This window comes from Spiroplasma endosymbiont of Colias croceus, assembly GCF_964020095.1.
Classification (GTDB): Bacteria; Bacillota_I; Bacilli_A; order Mycoplasmatales; family VBWQ01; genus Spiroplasma_E.
Genome location: NZ_OZ026536.1, coordinates 1562040 through 1579999, shown reverse-complemented (window position 1 = coordinate 1579999; position 17960 = coordinate 1562040). Strand labels below are relative to the sequence as shown.

The 17960-nt window shown below is 22.3% G+C and carries 21 protein-coding genes, 1 pseudogene and 1 other annotated feature; of the genes and pseudogenes, 12 read left to right on the top strand and 10 right to left on the bottom strand.

Translation table 4 applies throughout. The features are described 5' to 3' along the window. The first annotated feature begins 4 nt into the window (after nt 1-4). Nucleotides 5-301 (top strand): helix-turn-helix domain-containing protein, encoded by a 297-nt coding sequence (locus AACL24_RS09850; protein WP_422398048.1) that lies wholly within the window; start codon nt 5-7, stop codon nt 299-301. A 183-nt stretch (nt 302-484) separates the two neighbouring features. On the opposite strand, the gene AACL24_RS09845 is transcribed toward AACL24_RS09850, so the two are convergent. Continuing rightward, entirely contained in the window at nt 485-892 is a 408-nt protein-coding gene (locus tag AACL24_RS09845; protein WP_339045908.1) for a transposase family protein, read from the bottom strand. A 23-nt stretch (nt 893-915) separates the two neighbouring features. After that, the gene (locus tag AACL24_RS09840) at nt 916-1338 is read right to left on the bottom strand and encodes a transposase family protein (protein WP_339045912.1); all 423 of its coding nucleotides are present in this window, start codon (nt 1336-1338) and stop codon (nt 916-918) included. A gap of 67 nt (nt 1339-1405) precedes the next feature. Between AACL24_RS09840 and AACL24_RS09835 the strand changes: the two genes are divergently transcribed. The 5 genes from AACL24_RS09835 (at nt 1406) to AACL24_RS09815 (ending at nt 5245) form a co-directional block, all read left to right on the top strand. Then, entirely contained in the window at nt 1406-1606 is a 201-nt protein-coding gene (locus AACL24_RS09835) for a hypothetical protein (protein ID WP_339046396.1), read from the top strand. Beyond that, nucleotides 1603-1995 (top strand): transposase family protein, encoded by a 393-nt coding sequence (locus tag AACL24_RS09830; RefSeq protein WP_339049439.1) that lies wholly within the window; start codon nt 1603-1605, stop codon nt 1993-1995. Before AACL24_RS09835 ends, AACL24_RS09830 begins: the two co-directional genes overlap by 4 nt. A 1096-nt stretch (nt 1996-3091) precedes the next feature. Beyond that, a complete protein-coding gene (locus AACL24_RS09825; protein WP_339046526.1) occupies nt 3092-3616 on the top strand; it encodes a hypothetical protein in 525 nt (174 codons plus the stop codon). Between the two features lie 162 nt (nt 3617-3778). Continuing rightward, a complete protein-coding gene (locus AACL24_RS09820; protein WP_339046524.1) occupies nt 3779-4234 on the top strand; it encodes a DxFTY motif-containing membrane protein in 456 nt (151 codons plus the stop codon). 181 nt (nt 4235-4415) lie between these two features. Then, nucleotides 4416-5245, top strand: a protein-coding gene (locus AACL24_RS09815; RefSeq protein WP_339046522.1) for an IS5 family transposase whose coding sequence is annotated in 2 segments (ribosomal slippage) — nt 4416-4812 and nt 4812-5245 — 831 coding nt in all. Because the reading frame shifts where the segments join, the coding sequence is not laid out codon by codon here. Between the two features lie 139 nt (nt 5246-5384). Here AACL24_RS09815 and AACL24_RS09810 read toward each other — a convergent pair. Next, nucleotides 5385-6596: a hypothetical protein gene (locus tag AACL24_RS09810; RefSeq protein WP_339046520.1), complete on the bottom strand. Its 1212-nt coding sequence runs from the start codon at nt 6594-6596 to the stop codon at nt 5385-5387. Between the two features lie 138 nt (nt 6597-6734). Beyond that, on the bottom strand, nt 6735-7196 hold the full coding sequence (locus AACL24_RS09805; RefSeq protein ID WP_339046518.1) for a hypothetical protein: 462 nt from the start codon (nt 7194-7196) through the stop codon (nt 6735-6737). 344 nt (nt 7197-7540) lie between these two features. Further along, nucleotides 7541-7613, top strand: a sequence feature (ribosomal protein L21 leader region). An 11-nt stretch (nt 7614-7624) separates the two neighbouring features. Here AACL24_RS09805 and rplU point away from each other — a divergent pair. The 4 genes and pseudogenes from rplU to coaBC all read left to right on the top strand — a co-directional run. Further along, a pseudogene (gene rplU, locus AACL24_RS09800) lies at nt 7625-7915 on the top strand (50S ribosomal protein L21); the annotation flags it as partial. Nucleotides 7916-8240: 325 nt separating this feature from the next. Continuing rightward, a complete protein-coding gene (locus tag AACL24_RS09795; RefSeq protein WP_338987544.1) occupies nt 8241-8552 on the top strand; it encodes a ribosomal-processing cysteine protease Prp in 312 nt (103 codons plus the stop codon). A 2-nt stretch (nt 8553-8554) separates the two neighbouring features. After that, nucleotides 8555-8842, top strand: coding sequence for a 50S ribosomal protein L27 (gene rpmA / locus AACL24_RS09790; protein ID WP_174481212.1), 288 nt, complete (start codon nt 8555-8557; stop codon nt 8840-8842). Nucleotides 8843-8944: 102 nt separating this feature from the next. Then, on the top strand, nt 8945-10117 hold the full coding sequence (coaBC, locus tag AACL24_RS09785; protein ID WP_339046513.1) for a bifunctional phosphopantothenoylcysteine decarboxylase/phosphopantothenate--cysteine ligase CoaBC: 1173 nt from the start codon (nt 8945-8947) through the stop codon (nt 10115-10117). Between the two features lie 180 nt (nt 10118-10297). On the opposite strand, the gene AACL24_RS09780 is transcribed toward coaBC, so the two are convergent. Continuing rightward, nucleotides 10298-11127 (bottom strand): IS5 family transposase gene (locus AACL24_RS09780; protein WP_339046511.1). Its coding sequence is split into 2 segments (ribosomal slippage): nt 10298-10731 and nt 10731-11127, totalling 831 coding nucleotides; the frame shifts between segments, so codons are not numbered across the junction. 193 nt (nt 11128-11320) lie between these two features. Between AACL24_RS09780 and AACL24_RS09775 the strand changes: the two genes are divergently transcribed. Beyond that, complete coding sequence (locus tag AACL24_RS09775; protein WP_339049437.1) at nt 11321-12559, top strand: IS256 family transposase; 1239 nt, start codon at nt 11321-11323, stop codon at nt 12557-12559. Here AACL24_RS09775 and AACL24_RS09770 read toward each other — a convergent pair. Together AACL24_RS09770 and AACL24_RS09765 are read right to left on the bottom strand one after the other, a co-directional pair. Further along, nucleotides 12551-13153, bottom strand: coding sequence for a DDE-type integrase/transposase/recombinase (locus AACL24_RS09770; protein ID WP_339046509.1), 603 nt, complete (start codon nt 13151-13153; stop codon nt 12551-12553). The two genes, AACL24_RS09775 and AACL24_RS09770, sit on opposite strands and share 9 nt — an antisense overlap. A gap of 41 nt (nt 13154-13194) precedes the next feature. Then, on the bottom strand, nt 13195-13473 hold the full coding sequence (locus AACL24_RS09765; protein WP_338987908.1) for a transposase: 279 nt from the start codon (nt 13471-13473) through the stop codon (nt 13195-13197). Between the two features lie 224 nt (nt 13474-13697). Here AACL24_RS09765 and AACL24_RS09760 point away from each other — a divergent pair, with 224 nt between their 5' ends. Continuing rightward, a complete protein-coding gene (locus AACL24_RS09760; RefSeq protein ID WP_339046507.1) occupies nt 13698-15317 on the top strand; it encodes a hypothetical protein in 1620 nt (539 codons plus the stop codon). Nucleotides 15318-15408: 91 nt separating this feature from the next. Here AACL24_RS09760 and AACL24_RS09755 read toward each other — a convergent pair whose 3' ends face one another. From AACL24_RS09755 to AACL24_RS09745, 3 genes are all read right to left on the bottom strand, one after another. Further along, nucleotides 15409-15696 carry a hypothetical protein gene (locus AACL24_RS09755; RefSeq protein ID WP_339046505.1) on the bottom strand — a complete coding sequence of 96 codons (288 nt, stop codon included), beginning with the start codon at nt 15694-15696 and terminating at the stop codon, nt 15409-15411. Nucleotides 15697-15721: 25 nt separating this feature from the next. Continuing rightward, entirely contained in the window at nt 15722-16087 is a 366-nt protein-coding gene (locus AACL24_RS09750; RefSeq protein ID WP_339046503.1) for a hypothetical protein, read from the bottom strand. Between the two features lie 149 nt (nt 16088-16236). Next, the gene (locus AACL24_RS09745) at nt 16237-17943 is read right to left on the bottom strand and encodes a hypothetical protein (RefSeq protein ID WP_339046501.1); all 1707 of its coding nucleotides are present in this window, start codon (nt 17941-17943) and stop codon (nt 16237-16239) included. Nucleotides 17944-17960: the final 17 nt, after the last annotated feature.

Genomic DNA, 17960 nt, shown 5'->3' with positions numbered 1-17960 from the left:
ATCTATGATGTTTGATAAATTAAAAACTATTAACAATCCAGAATTATTAAGATTAACTGGTATAAATGATATTATTTTTAATAAAATTCTAGAAATTTTAAAGACAGAAGAAGTAAAAAAGTTTAAAAATGGTGGTACACCTAATAAATTATCATTAGAAAATCGTTTATTAATGACTTTAGAATATTGAAGAGAGTATCGAACTTATTTTCATATTGCTAAAAGTTATGGAATTAGTGAAAGTAGTTGCTATAGGAATATCAAGTGAATAGAAAATACTTTGGACATATTCCGTAATTAAATTTAATTAATTGTCAATAAAATTGTTTTAAAACTATTTAGTGTTATTGAATATAGAAATAAATATTTTTTGAAAAAATAGTTTAAAAAATGAGTTTACATTTTAAACAAAAAATTGTTAATAATATTTTTATATTAACTCGATAAAAATTTAAATTTTAAAAAAATATTTTTAATATTTTTTTTATTTTAATGGTTTTATTTTATTAAAAATTTCACAAAGTAAGTTAAATCTTAAGTACATAAGTCTAAATTTAGATTTTCTACATTTATTTACTAAAATTTTGAATCTTTTCAATCAAGCAAAGACATGTTCAACTTTAATTCTAATTTTAGATACAATCTTATTGTATTTTCTTTCTTGTTTAGTTAATTTTTTATTTTTAGTTCTTTTAATTGGTATTATTGTATTTTTATAAATATTTTGTATACCTTGATATCCTAAATCACCAATAATTATTGTTTTTTCTGAAAATTCAAGATTTGAATTTTTTAATATTTGAAAATCATGCACTTTACCATTATCAGCAAAAATATCAACAATTTTTTTATTAAAAAAATCATATACAATTTGAAATTTTATAGAATACATTCAACTTTTACCAGAAAAATATTCTAACTGTAGTTTTTTTTAGTTGGTCTTTCAATTTCAATCTCAGTTGAATCAATTAAATAAAATTGAAATTCATTTGAATTTTCTTGTTTTTTATCAATTTTTAATTTATATCTTTCTTTTAAAAATTGGTAATCTTTGTGGTTACTAAGTTTATTTTCTACTCAAGTAATATTTCGAAAACAACTTGATGGGCTCATTTTAGATTTAATACTCATTTGAAAAAAAGTATAATATTCTTTTCAGTATAATAAAGTCATCATTAATCTTTCTTCTACTGAAAGTTTATTTTTTCGACCTTTATTTTTTTCTAATTTTTCTATTTCAATTAATTTTTCTAACATTTCATTAAAATGAAAACGTTTTATACCAAAATATCTATAAAATTCTTCATTTTTTAATTTTTTTAAATTTTCAAAAATCATTTTTATCAACACTTTTCTAAATTTATTGTTAATAACAAAATTATAAAATAAATTTTAAAATTATTAATTGACTTTTAAAAAATTTAATTACGGAATATGTCTTTTAATAAAACATCCTGATTTTCAACAACTTGATGGGCAAAAATCACTGTTAAATAATAATTTTAAAGATAAAACAGTTATCATTGATGTGACTGAAAGTACTATTCAACGCCCAAAAAAAGTCAAAAACAATATTATTCAGGAAAAAAGAAAAAACATACAATAAAAACTCAAGTCATAATTGAAAAAGATAGTAAAAAAATTATAAGTTCTTATTTTTCTTATGGTAAAAATCATGATTTTAAAATTTTAAAAAATTCAAAAACGAAATTTTTATCAGAAACAACTATTTTAGTAGATTTAGGATATCAAGGTATACAAAACATACATAAAAATGTCTTATTACCTAAACGAAAATCAAAGAAAAACCTTTTAACTAAAGAAGAAAAGAAAAATAATAAGGCTATTTCAAAAATGAGAGTTGTTATTGAACATGTTTTTGCGATTCTTAAAAAATTTAAAATTATTAGTGAAAAATATCGAAATAGAAGAAAAAAATTTGCATTAAGATTTAATTTAATAGCTTCAATTTATAATTTACAATTATTAATTTAAATATATTTGATAATTTAATATTTTATTTTTTTATTTGAAATAATAATTTTTGTTGTATTTTAATGACAAAAAATAAAACATATTTTGAACAATAATTTTTAAAAAATATTAAAAGTGTTATTAAAATAAATTTTTAAACTTAAAAAATGTGATTAATATCATAGTTTTGCAAGAAGTCTATTTTATTTTTTTATTTGAAATAATAATTTTTGTTGTATTTTAATGACAAAAAATAAAACATATTTTGAACAATAATTTTTAAAAAATATTAAAAGTGTTATTAAAATAAATTTTTAAACTTAAAAAATGTGATTAATATCATAGTTTTGCAAGAAGTCTATTGTGAAATTTTAAAAAACATTGAGGCATTCGATTCAATATTTATTTAATTTGCGTTTAGCAAATTAATATTTTAATTGAACCGGCACCGCTCAATTTTTTTTACAAGTTTGAAATTTATTTTCTCGCCCAAAAAATTTTTCAAAAAAAATAAAAACTAAAACCAACACTTGCTCACTTGTCAGTGGCAAGGTTGGTTAAATTAAGAATAATAATAGTTCGTCCCCACTCCGGGTCTATATATACTAGTTTCCAATTCGCTCCCACCCCAAGAATTACCATTACTGGTTAGTATATTTTATTAGGTATCACTCCACTTTTTATTTATCCATGCAAGTCCACATGCTAGCTACTATTTTTAACAACTGTGTTGTAGTTCACTTTTTTAGTTCCCTAACACGTGTTGATAATAGCGTTAAAGAGGTTTATTAAAAATTTTAAAATTTTACAATTACAAAAAAAGACAAGATTTTTATTCTCGTCTTTTGTCATTTATTTTTAATTCAAGGGTAAAAAAAAGAAAGTTTTTATTTTTGAAAATGATTAGTTACCGACATCTTCGACACGGTCCCCTAAATTTTAATCATATAGATAGTATAAAAATTTATGTAATATTGATAAAAATAATTAAATTTTCTATACTAAATATAGAAAATATGATATTATTTTTTTAAAACTTAATATAAGTTTTAAACTCATTACTTATTCAAAAGTAAATGAGTTTTTTTTATTTTTTTTAAAAAAGGAGAAGTTAATAATGACTTGATTAGAACTAGAAAAAGCAATTGCAGATTTAGATGAAAGACAAAAAGATGAAACTAATTTTATATTAGTTGATAGTAATTATCATCCAGAAATGACTAAGAAAAAATACAAATACTGAAAAAAATTTAAAACAAAGCATTCAACAACAGCAAAAACGTTAAAAATTATTTGTGCGTCTACTAAAGGACTTGTTAAGGGGGCTTATGAAGGGATTCCTGAAGGTGCTGTTAGAGGTACTATTATTGGTGCTGCTGGTGTTTTGGTTACAACTTTTTTTATATCTCCACCTGCAGGCATTATTGTTGCAGGAGCTGCTGTTGCTGGTGGTGTTACTTATGCAGTTGTTAAAGGTAGTCATGTAGTTATTATAAAAGGAAAAGTAGCAGCAAAAAAATTTGATGAAAAGAAAAAAGTACAAAAACAAGATTTAGAAGAAGCACAAAAACACGCAATAAATTTTAATACAGATTTACAAAATAAAACAAAAACTAAATCAAAAAAATCAATTAATTTATAGGATAAATAATTTTTAATTTCATTAAATTGTGGAAAACTATTTTTACTTTTATTTTAAATTTTTGTATTAAAATAAGTGTTATTTAATAAATATAAATCGTATTTAATTATTGATAAAAGCATGTTAAAATTGTAAAGAATTATATTATAGAAGAGGATAAGTATGGAAAATAAAAACCAAGAAGTTAATTTTGAAAATAATAGTGAAAATACATTTCTAAGAACTAAGTTTTTGATAAGTGTTGGCTATTTAATAATACAAGTATTAATTCCAGGGATTATTCTTTTTTTTACTACTAGTACTGATTTTACTTTTACTTTTAAATTACCTTTTTGAATAATGGTACTTTCTAGTTTAAGTTTAATCATATTTACTTTTATTATAACCTTTATTACATATAAGTTAAAATTACATCAATTAGATCAATTTACATATAGTATTCCATTTGCTTTTGTTTTATCATTATTTTATTTGTCAGGATACTTTTTAACTCCTCAACAAATTTTAATACGTTTTATTATTTCAATCGCTGGTGCTGTTATTGGTATTTTTTTAACGAGTATTATTTTATTATTAGTATTAAGAAAAAAACAAAAAAAATCATATATTAAGTTATAATAAGTGATATAAATCTAAAAAAATAAAACGAAAAAAAGGCGCGTAATATATGTTACGCACCTTTTTAAATATATGTTTTTTATTTACTGTATAAAAATTATTCAATAGACTTCTTGCAAAACCTATCTATTAAAAATTAAATTTTTAAAATAAAATTAAAAATAAAAAAGATAGGTAATCTATGATGTTTGATAAATTAAAAACTATTAACAATCCAGAATTATTAAGATTAACTGGTATAAATGATATTATTTTTAATAAAATTCTAGAAATTTTAAAGATAGAAGAAGTAAAAAAGTTTAAAAATGGTGGTACACCTAATAAATTATCATTAGAAAATCGTTTATTAATGACTTTAGAATATTGAAGAGAGTATCGAACTTATTTTCATATTGCTAAAAGTTATGGAATTAGTGAAAGTAGTTGCTATAGGAATATCAAGTGAATAGAAAATACTTTAATAAAACATCCTGATTTTCAACAACTTGATGGGCAAAAATCACTGTTAAATAATAATTTTAAAGATAAAACAGTTATCATTGATGTGACTGAAAGTACTATTCAACGCCCAAAAAAAGTCAAAAACAATATTATTCAGGAAAAAAGAAAAAACATACAATAAAAACTCAAGTCATAATTGAAAAAGATAGTAAAAAAATTATAAGTTCTTATTTTTCTTATGGTAAAAATCATGATTTTAAAATTTTAAAAAATTCAAAAACGAAATTTTTATCAGAAACAACTATTTTAGTAGATTTAGGATATCAAGGTATACAAAACATACATAAAAATGTCTTATTACCTAAACGAAAATCAAAGAAAAACCCTTTAACTAAAGAAGAAAAGAAAAATAATAAGGCTATTTCAAAAATGAGAGTTGTTATTGAACATGTTTTTGCGATTCTTAAAAAATTTAAAATTATTAGTGAAAAATATCGAAATAGAAGAAAAAAATTTGCATTAAGATTTAATTTAATAGCTTCAATTTATAATTTACAATTATTAATTTAAATATATTTGATAATTTAATATTTTATTTTTTTATTTGAAATAATAATTTTTGTTGTATTTTAATGACAAAAAATAAAACATATTTTGAACAATAATTTTTAAAAAATATTAAAAGTGTTATTAAAATAAATTTTTAAACTTAAAAAATGTGATTAATATCATAGTTTTGCAAGAAGTCTATTTTATTTTCTGTAATTTTAACTAGGGTATTTACATCACCTCAATCGTCAAAACGATATTTTTTAGTATTACCAGTATTAATATCTAATTCATAAACATTACCAATACCAGTACCAACATATAACTTATCTTTTGAACCTTCAATTAAAGTTTTAGAATCATACTTATCACCAAATCCAGTGAATTTCTTTTCTGCAGTTTCAGTTTCTAAATTAATTTCTCAAACTGTATTTGTTATTGTACCAGCATATACTTTACCATTTGATGCTTTAATTAAACTATTTATACGTTCTTCATTTAATTGATATTTATTGATTTTTGTATTATTAGTAAAATCAATCTCTCAAATATTTCCGTTCTCTGTTGCAGCAAATATTATACTATCTGAGATTTGAAGAAATTTATTTATTTTTCCATCATTTAATTCATATTTATTAGAAATTTGACCTTCACCTATGATAATTGTTAGATTAGTAGTTAAATTTTTAAATGAATCATAATTATAATTAATTTTTGCATCAATAGAACCACTAACTGTGAAGTCTTCATCTTTTAAATCAATTTCTTTATTATTAGTAATTTTGTTTAATGAAAATAAATTATTTTTAAAAGAATTTTTAATTTCAGAAATTAATGAATTTTTAATAAATTCAGCATTAATTGAATCATTTAATTCCATTACTGAACTTTGAAAATTAACTTTTTTTGTATATTTTGTTTCACTAATAGCATCAACAATTTGTTTATCTGAATATTTTACACTGATTTTTAAATCAACAAATTGATTTTTAATTTTTCCATAATTATAATTAATTTTTGCATTAATAAGTCCTATTTTTTTAAAATCATTATTATTAATTTCTTCATTTTTTTCATTTATAATTTTATTTAATGAAAATAAATCATTATTAAAATTTTTTTGATTAATTTCATCTAATGAATTTTTAATAAATTCTGAACTAATGTTTGTTTTTAATTCATCTATAGTACTATTAATTATAATATTATCAAGTGAATAATTAGTTTGATTAATTCAATTTACTATTTTTTGATCATTATTTTTTTGTTTTTCTTTTATTGCACATGATGCAATACTTAAAGACATTGGTAATACAACAGTTAATGCACCAACTGTTGCTAGCATTTTTTTGTAACTTAATTTTCTTTTCATTTTTCACCACTCCAAAGTGTTATTATATTTCCTTTCTGTTTTAATTTCAATACTTAAAAAGGAATGAGTTAAATTGAATATCAATTATATTTTCATTCCTAAATAATTTTTTAATGTTTTAATTTACTATTGATTAGTTTACATTAGTTTTAATTTATATTGATTTGTTGAAGATTTTTTTTGTGAATTTAGTGAATTTGCTTCTTTTTTTATTGAAGAAAAATCTTGAATCTTATTTACTTTTTTCTTGATTTTATATCCTTGTTTCAATATTTGATATTCTGGTCTAGATTTTACATAATTACTACCTTTATCAACAATATATTTGCCACCTTTAGCAATTATAATACCACCAGCAGTTGCTTCTAATGTATTCATTAATGATGCTTCTGGATTTAATATTGCATTTAATACACCAGCACCAGCACCACAAATTAATGATGTTCCAACTTTGGTTTTATTTTTATCTTTATGTTTTATGGATTTTTTAATTTGATAACCTGTTATTCCTCCGGCTACAGCACCAATTGCAATGTCGGTAACAGGTAGTGGATTTGTTCATGAAAGACCATCAATTGCTCCTAATCCAGCACCAATCAATGGTAAATAATCAATTGTTTCATTAACGATATTTTTATCTTTAGCGATTTCTTTTAATCTTCCTTTCTAAAAATAAAAAACTCATTTACTTTTTAACAAGTAATGAGTTAAAAACTTATATTAAGTTTAGAAAAATAATATCATAATTTTAATAATAATTATAAAAAAATATTAATTACATAATTTAGTGTAGATATAATTATAGTTATATTAAATATTAAGTATTAAAGATATATTTTTTTATTTTTCTTTTTTTAGTAATTTTTATATTTAAATTATGTGTATAATTACTAAATTTTGTATTGCTTTTAATAAAAAATACTTTATAATATTTAAGACTGTTTATGAAGTTTCAACCGCTCTACTTTAGGTTAACAAGTGATTTATTCCACCTATAAGGCGAGTCTAAACTGGAGGTAATAAGAAAAATGTTTGTAGTTATTCAAACAGGAGGAAAACAAATTAATGTTTCCTATGGTCAAGAAATTTTTGTTGAAAAACTTGTTGGCAAAGCTAAAGATAAGATTATTTTTGACAAAATATTGATGATTGATCAACAATTCGGTAAACCTTTCCTAAAAGGTGCTGAAGTTCATGGTGAGATTATTAAACAAGATAAATCAAAAAAGATTCGAGTGTTTAAATATAAACCTAAGAAAAATTCAAAAACAATGTATGGACACCGTCAGCCATATACAAAGGTATTAATTACTGATATTTTACTTGCTGGTAAAAGTCTTGTTGATAAGAAGGCAGAACAATCAAAACCAGTAATTAAAGATGAAGTAAAAAAAGAAGTAATTTCTAAAGTAGTAACTCCTATTATTTAAGAGCCAAAATCAGTAGTTAGTAAAGTAAAAAAAGAACTTACAAAAGAAAAAGTTGTTAAAACTAAATCAGTTGTTAAGGATAATATTACAGAACCAGATAACACTAAAACTGTTGTTAGTGAAGGTAATTTAAAAACTATTTTTGATCATAAAAATATGACTGTTAAAGATGATGATGAAAATAATAAAAAATAATTTAAGGTAATATCAAATTATGGTTAAAGTTACTTATAATTACCAAAATAGTAACATTGTAGAAGTTATAATTACTGGTCATGCTAATTTTTCAAAAATTGGAAATGATATTGTTTGTGCAGGGATTTCAGCCATTGTTATTGGTACATTAAATGCACTTCATGAACTTGATAATGATCAAGTTCAAGTAATTAATAATACTGCTGGATTAGTTAAACTTAAAGTTGCTAGTTTCACTAATAATAGTCAAATCATTTTAAAAACAATGCTTTGACAATTAAAAACTATTAAAGAACAATATCCAAAATATATTAACATAAAGGAGGTGTAATTATGTTTTATAAATTAAATTTACAATTATTTGCTTCAAAAAAAGGAGTAGGTTCAACTCGTAATGGTCGTGATTCACATTCTAAACGTTTAGGTGCTAAAATTGGTGATGGACAAAGTTTAAAAGAGGGAACAATTATTTATCGTCAACGTGGAACTAAAATTCACCCTGGTGAAAATGTAGGGCGTGGTGGTGATGATACCTTATTTGCTTTAAAATCAGGAATTGTTAAGTATACTATTTTTAAAAAAAATAAAACACGAGTTTCAGTTATACTTGATAAAAAGTAAAAATAAATTTTTAATAATAAAAACCTATTTTCAATGCTATCATATTTTAAAGATAGGTTTTGTTTGTTTATTTTATGTTTAATGATATGATAGGAGAAAATAATGAAACATATTACTTTAATAATTACTGGTAGTATTGCAGCAAACAAAGCCTTAATTTTATTAAAACAATTAAAAAAAGAATTTTTAGTTGATATTATTTGTACTAAAAGTTCTTTACATTTTCTAGAAGATAAAACATTTTCTTATTATTCTGAAATGTTTGAACAAGAATCGTATGTTAAAGGAGATTTAATTACTCACACTAATTTAGCAATTAAAACAAATTTAATTGTTGTTTATCCTGCTACTATGAGTTTTACTAGTAAAGCAAATTTAGCAATTGCTGATAGTTTAGCATTATCAGTATTTTTAGCTTCCAAAGCAGAAAAGATATTATTTCCAGCAATGAATCATAATATGTATCACAATCAAAGTTTTCAAAAAAATTTATTAGAATTATCTAATTTTGAAAATATTACTATTATTCCTCCAGATTCAGGAATGTTAGCCTGTAAGATGATTGGTGATGGACGGGTTAAAAGTCCAAATAATGCATTAACAATAATTAAAGATTTTTTTAAAAAAAGTATTGATTTATCTAATAAAAAAATTTTAATTAATATTGGTCGTACTAGAACTTATATTGATCCAATTCGTTATATTACTAATAATTCTTCAGGAAAAATGGGTAAAGCATTAGTAGATGCTTTTCTTAAAACTAAGGCTAAAGTAGTATTAGTTGCAGGTGATTGTGATTTTGAAATTAAATCACAAAAAAACCTAACTATTATTGAAGCAAATACTAATGAAAAAATGTTCTTAGCAATGAAAGAAAACTTTGATAATGCTGATATTGTAATATGTGGTGCTGCTTTAAATGATTATAAAGTAAGTAAATATATTCCTAATAAAATAATTAAAAATAAAAATGAAAATTTATCTTTATCACTGATTGCTAATATTGATGTATTGGCATTTTTAGGTAAGCAGAAAACACAACAAGTTTTAATTGGTTTTGCTGCTCAAGAATTTAATGATAAAAATCTTGGTATCGAAAAAATGAAAATTAAAAATTGTGATGGTATTTGTATTAATAATATTAGTGTTATGGGTAAAAATGAAACAGAAATTAATTTTTATTTTAAAAATAATAATTATAATTTGATTGGTTCAAAAGTGGAAGTTGCTAAACAGATAGTTGATATTATAAGTAAGAATATTTTAAATTATTAATAGACTTCTTGCAAAACTATGATATTAATCACATTTTTTAATTTTAAAAATTTATTTTAATAACACTTTTAATATTTTTTAAAAATTATTGTTCAAAATATGTTTTATTTTTTGTCATTAAAATACAACAAAAATTATTATTTCAAATAAAAAAATAAAATATTAAATTATCAAATATATTTAAATTAATAATTGTAAATTATAAATTGAACCTATTAAATTAAATCTTAATGCAAATTTTTTTCTTCTATTTCGATATTTTTCACTAATAATTTTAAATTTTTTAAGAATCGCAAAAACATGTTCAATAACAACTCTCATTTTTGAAATAGCCTTATTATTTTTCTTTTCTTCTTTAGTTAAAGGGTTTTTCTTTGATTTTCGTTTAGGTAATAAGACATTTTTATGTATGTTTTGTATACCTTGATATCCTAAATCTACTAAAATAGTTGTTTCTGATAAAAATTTCGTTTTTGAATTTTTTAAAATTTTAAAATCATGATTTTTACCATAAGAAAAATAAGAACTTATAATTTTTTTACTATCTTTTTCAATTATGACTTGAGTTTTTATTGTATGTTTTTTCTTTTTTCCTGAATAATATTGTTTTTGACTTTTTTTGGGCGTTGAATAGTACTTTCAGTCACATCAATGATAACTGTTTTATCTTTAAAATTATTATTTAACAGTGATTTTTGCCCATCAAGTTGTTGAAAATCAGGATGTTTTATTAAAGTATTTTCTATTCACTTGATATTCCTATAGCAACTACTTTCACTAATTCCATAACTTTTAGCAATATGAAAATAAGTTCGATACTCTCTTCAATATTCTAAAGTCATTAATAAACGATTTTCTAATGATAATTTATTAGGTGTACCACCATTTTTAAACTTTTTTACTTCTTCTGTCTTTAAAATTTCTAGAATTTTATTAAAAATAATATCATTTATACCAGTTAATCTTAATAATTCTGGATTGTTAATAGTTTTTAATTTATCAAACATCATAGATTACCTATCTTTTTTATTTTTAATTTTATTTTAAAAATTAAATTTTTAATAGATAGGTTTTGCAAGAAGTCTATAAATAAAAATAGAATTTATTGCGGTAATGTTTAGTAATCTGTGTAACTTACAAAAATAACTATGTTTAATTAATTCTAGTAAATATAATTAAATGACTAGAAAGAGTGAGTTACAGATGGCTAAAAAGCAAAATATTAATAATAATGATCCAATATCAAAAGGAGTAGATTTATTATTAGAAAATACTGAAGATTTAACAACAGTTTTTAAAGAGGGAGGATTGTATAAAGAATTAACAAAAAGATTAGTAGAAAAAATGTTGAATTCTGAGATGCAAAATTATTTGGGATATGAAAAGAATCAACATAGTAATAGTGACAATGCTGGTAATGGTATAAGTTCAAAAAAAATAATAACTCAACAAGGTAAAATTGAGATTGATGTACCACGAGATCGCAATAGTAATTTTAATCCTATAATAGTTGCAAAAAGACAAAGAAGATTTGATGGTTTTGATCAACAAGTTCTTTCTTTATATGCAAAAGGTATGACATTATCAGATATTAGAATGCAATTACAAGAGTTATATCATGGTGCTGATATTAGTGAAAGTGTTATTAGTCAAATTACTGATGATGTTATTGATGATGTAAAAGCATGGCAAAATCGACCATTAGAAAGTGTCTATCCGATTGTTTATTTTGATTGCATAGTAGTGAAAGTACGACAAGATAAAAGGATTATTAATAAATCAGTTTATATAGCTTTAGGAGTTGATTTAGAAGGTAAAAAAGATGTTTTAGGTTTATGAATTAGTGAAAATGAAGGTGCTAAATTTTGATTAGCAAATTTAACAGAAATGAAAAATCGTGGCTTAAATGATATTCTTATTGCCTGCAGTGATAATTTAACAGGCATGTCAGAAGCAATACAATCAGTTTATCTTAAAACAGAACATCAATTATGCATAGTTCATCAAATTAGAAATAGTTTGAAATATGTCTCATATAAGCATAGAAAATTTCTAGTTGCAGATTTAAAACCAATTTATACTGCATGTAGTGAAGAACAAGCAATGCAGGCTTTAGAATCCTTTGAAAATAAGTGAAATAAACAATATCCTCAAATTGCTAAATCTTGATATAAAAATTGAGATAATTTAATGGTTTTTATTAGTTATCCTACAGAAATCAAAAGAGTGATTTATACAACAAATGCTATTGAATCTGTAAATAGTCAATTACGAAAAGTTATCAGAAATAAAAAAGTTTTTCCTAATGATATGGCAGTTTTTAAAATATTTTATTTAGCAATTGAAAATATAACAATAAAATGAACAATGCCCATTCAAAATTGAAATACAGCAATTGCTCATTTTATGATAAAATTTGAAGATAGAATTAATCTAAACTAGTACTTTGTAAAACAAAGATACACAGATTACATAAAAGCCTCGTTTATCAATAATTTTATTGTTAAATTCATTACCGCGATCACTATGAAATATTTGAATATCTTTTAAACAGCGATTTGATTGCATAAATGCTTGATGTACTAATGATGCATCTTTTTTAACTCCAACACTATGTCTGATAATTTCGCGGTTAAATAGGTCTATTAATAGGCAAATATAGTTTCACCTACCATTAACTTGTACATAAGTTAAATCACTAACAATAACTTCATTTTTAATCCTATTCTTAAATTTTCTATTAACAAGATTAGTTATTTGACTATCGTTAACTTTGTTATTATGATTTTTGAATGATAATTTAGTATATTTTGATATTAAATTATGTTCATTCATAATTTTTTTAATTTTTCTGCCCGATAAATAAATTTCTTGGTTTTCTAGAATTTTTTTTAATCTTCTAGTACCATAAACTTCTTTATTTTCTTTAAAAGCACTAATAACAGCTTCATCATAAATATTATTTTTGATTTTATTTTCTTTTTTCTTTAAATTAAAATAATATGTTGATTTAGATATTTTTAAAAAACGACACATTGTGCGAATTTTATATTTAGTTTTATTTTTGACAATAATTTCTATTTTCTGCCTATTATTAGTGCTGCTTGCTTTAAAATATCATTTTCCATTCGTAATTGCTTTAATTCTTTTCTTAATTTAATTAATTCATTTTCTTCAAAAGAACGATTATCTTTAGTTTTAAAACTTCCTGAATTACTAAATTGCTTAATTCAATTGTAAGTAGCTGCTCTTGTAACATTATATTCTTTAGCAAGGCAAGATACTGATTTGCCACTTTGATATAAAGCTACTATTTGTTTTTTAAATTCATCGGTATATGAGTTAATATTGGCCATAATTATAGTTCCTTTCTTTTAACAAATTTGTTTACTTGTCTACGTAATTAGTGTCCAATAAATTGTAACCCATCCAAAGAACAATTTATATTTATGAAATTGAACGTTTATTTAAAAATAATGAAAATAATAGTTTAAAATTTTCAGCAAATACTATTAAAATAGGTTTTATTGATATTGATAAAGCATTAAAAACTACTGCTGTTGAAACATCAGACTTTACTATGCAATTAAATCAAAGAGCTAGCACAAATATTAATGATAATACTATTGAATATACTATGACTGATATTAAAAACTTAATTTTTCAAGAAATAAATTTATTAAATCAATTTAAGTTATATGCTGTATCTATTAATGAGCCACTAACTGAAAATAATATTGATAATTTATATATCATTAATAACTACTCACAACCTTATCAAAACCCTAAAACAAGAAGTACTAAAAGTATAACTATTATTAAAATTAAAGATTTTAAAACAAGAGATGGTTATCCAATTATTATTAAATTACAAAAACCATTAGATAAAGATACCAAAGTAATTGGTTTAAAAATTAAAGCCCCTAGAAGCATGATTTTTGGCAATATAAAGGTACTTGGTGAAGTTGATAATATGGAAGTATACCCAAAGTTATTTGTTAAAGATAAGATAGAATTTCCGCTATTATCAATGCCTATTGAAACTCAACCAAAAGTTAGAATACTAGAACAATGATTTAGTGAACAAATATTACCTTGAAATTTAGCAAAACAATTTATTGGACAAGAAAAATCAGTATTAGATTTAATTGCTATCGGTGGTGGAACTGAAACAAGAAAAGAAATTATTAATAATGCAAAAATAACATATGCAAAAATTGGTAAATATGATGGTGGAAAACCAGTACCGAAAAAATTACCAGATTTTGAAATGAAAAAGAACGAACAATATTTCTTATATAGTCATCAAGAACCAAACCCACCATATCCAAGTAGAGTTATTGCTATTGAATTATCACAGAACTTTAATTCAATTGAAATTGAAGTAAATGATAAACCACCAATTGATAGTTTACAAAAAGTATTATTAGATATGCTAACTTACACATATACTTATAATAGAAATTTTGATGGTTTTGACCCTACTAATTTGTCACAAGATATTGCAAAATTACGTGCTAAATTTGAAAATCAAAAACCAAGTGATGTTATTACTAATTTATTTAAGCAATGAGAACTAGATTATCCAAATTACATTAATTTACCACAAATTCAAATATTTAAACAAATAGTAATTATGTTATCAAAAAATATTTATTCAACAATGTCAATTAATAATGGTTTAAATGATGATTATAAATTATTATTACCATATTATTTTGAATTAAAATCAAATTCCATACATTCTACACCTGAAAAAGTTTGAGAATTTAAAGATGCAAAAGTAGTATTAAAATCTGTCTATTTTGAATTTACAGATATTAATAAATATAAATTAAAAAATAATGATATTAGTCAAAATCAATTATTCAAATTTGATGATAATCAATTTAATTGATTATCTATTACAAACGAATTAGAAAGCAATAATATCCCATCATTAATTCCGGCTGACTGAACATTAGGAAATGGCGAATATGGAAAATATTTTACAAGAGCAATTATTGATAAAAATAAAATTGAAAATGCTTTAAATTTATATGGTTCAAACAAATTTCAATTATTTTCTAGATTAGAATTTTATAAAGAAATTTCACAAGTTGATAATAATAGTAATTTTGAATTACAAATTTCAATCCGATTTAAATTATTAATCGGATTGAAATTAGTGGCATATTTGGCGCTGGTAACTATGATTTAATTCTAATAACAGATAAACGAGAAATCAATTTAACTAATATTAATTTATTTGATAAATATAACGAAAATATTTCTTATATAAATATTGAAACTTAATGATTAAAGTATCCTTCTGGATATTTTCCATCTCATATTATATCATCAGGATTTTGTTTTATTGTATCAAAATACAAATGTATTTTTTGTTTACCACTTATTTTTTCTGACCATATAATAGCCCCCCAAGTCACTGTATAATTAGGATTTAAAAAATAACTTATGTTATTAGTTTTGTTTTGTGCTACTGAGCCAATTATTAAACCAGTTACTCCACTTATAGCACCAGTTAATGCTAATGCTAATGTTATTTTGTTTAAATTTGTTTTTATTCATGTTTTCATTTTATTGTCCTTCCTACAAGAATATTTATGGTTTTATTCTTTTACCTTTTGCAATATTAATTGGTTTAGATTTTTCTATTTTATTATCAATACTATTTATGATTTTTTTTGAAAAAACTGGTGCTTTTTTAGTATTTAATATTAATAATAATTCATTACTTTGATATATTTTTTCATTAAAATAATCTATTACAGATTCGTGGTATTTAATTTTAGAATTTATTTTTTTATTTCAATCAGTAAAATCAAAAGATGTGTCTTTTAAAGATATATTATTAAATTCTTGATTTTTTTTCTTTTCTAAAAAAGATATTTCTGTATGAGCATTTTCTATATTTTTCTTAAAATCTTTAATAGATTGTTCTATTTTATGTTTTTCAAATTGACTCATATTAAATTACTCTTTATGTCTTAATTTTACTTTAAAATTGTACTATTTTTCATTATTTTTACAAGTATGCTTTTAAACGAAAAATAACGCCTAAATTCAAGGCGTTTATTTTGTGAAACCATAACTATTAATTATATTGTACTTGTTTATTATATGGCAAATGTGAAGATGCTTTTTTTCACAGTAGCATTATTTTTACCCCTAATTATATTTTTATATGGATATAGTGCATAAAACAATGCATCATATGGGTCTTGATACATATTTTTGTCAGGAATGTTAGTTTTGGTTTGGTCATAACGTAATTCTTCTAAACATTGAGTAGTTTTTGGTAAATCATCTTTATTAGCATAAAAGTTTCCATAACTCATAATATTTCTCATTCAAACTACTCTATTAGTTAATCCTGCTTCTTGATTTAGATTTGAAGCATGTTTAATAGCAGTTTGTGTTATTAAAATAGTATTATGTTCATCTATTAATTTTTGATTTAATCAATCAATGGCTGTTCTTGCTTTATCATCATAAAAATAAATTGCTTGGTCAAAATTTTCAAAATTATCCATTAATCCTAAAATTTCATTTACATAAGCATTAATTTTTTCATTTTCATTAATAAAATCATTTGGAGTAACTACTAATTCACAAATAACATAAGGGTCATAATATCCAGTATTATTATATTCTTTAAAACCAACTATCATAAATACAGTATGGTCTTTTGGACCAGTTGCTCAATCAATACCAACACTATAAAAATCAAATTTATACATATCTTTTTCTTGATTATAAAATTGTTTTAAGTCATATAATTGTCAATATTTTACTGTTTTTTGAAATGGGAAAATTGTTGCATCACTATCTAAAAATTCAAAACCATAATAAACAGTATTAAATTCATCAGGATTACTTTTTTCCATTTCTAATAATGTTTTTTGTTGAATTTCAGGTAATTTATCTCAAAACGGTTTAATAGTAAATCTTAAAATAAATAAGCCTAAACCACTAAATATATCTTTATTTTCATAATAAATTTTACCAACTTTTTTAAGATTTTCCATGACCTTATCATTTAAAGGTAAAAATGGCGTGCAATACTTTAAATAAAATGGGTGGTATTTATCATAAGGATTGCATGTAAAAGTAATAAAAAAACTTTTGTAAAAATAGCGAGTAATTGATTTTCCAAAGGTACTACTATATATATTTTTATCAATAAATGTTCAACTTCACTCTTTAATTGGTTCATTTGAAACTTTAATACGATTACTTCTAAACATAGAATTTTGTAATCATTCATATCGATATGTTAATTGCTTTTCTGTTAATGTTTCTTTTTCTTCTGCCATAATTATTTCATCAGTACGTGAACCTAAAAAACTTGACCCACCTGCTTCTTTTCCAAAAATCTTATTACCATTAGCATAACCAATAAAATCAATTTGTTGATTATTAGGAAAAATAATACTACCACCATCCTTAGTAATTTTTCACTTAATACCATATGAATTATTAGGTAATAAATTAATATCATATTTTTCTAGTAAGACTTGACAAACATTCATTAAAGCACCAATTGTAGTTTCACTATGGGTATTTTCGTATCTTCTTACTTCTTGAACACTGCTATCGCTAAAATTACAGCATATAAATAAATCAAATGCTAAACAATTTCAAGTTTTTCTTGTTCCCCGTGCAGTTGGAATAAAACGATAAAAACAATTAGTAGTAAAATATTCTGCTCATTCATCACCAACAAATTGTTTAAAAATATCTCAACTAAAACCATAATTATTATCACTAAAATTAAGATTATATTTTTTATTTAATTGTGCATAACTAGTGATAAAATCCATATTTACTCCTTATTAAC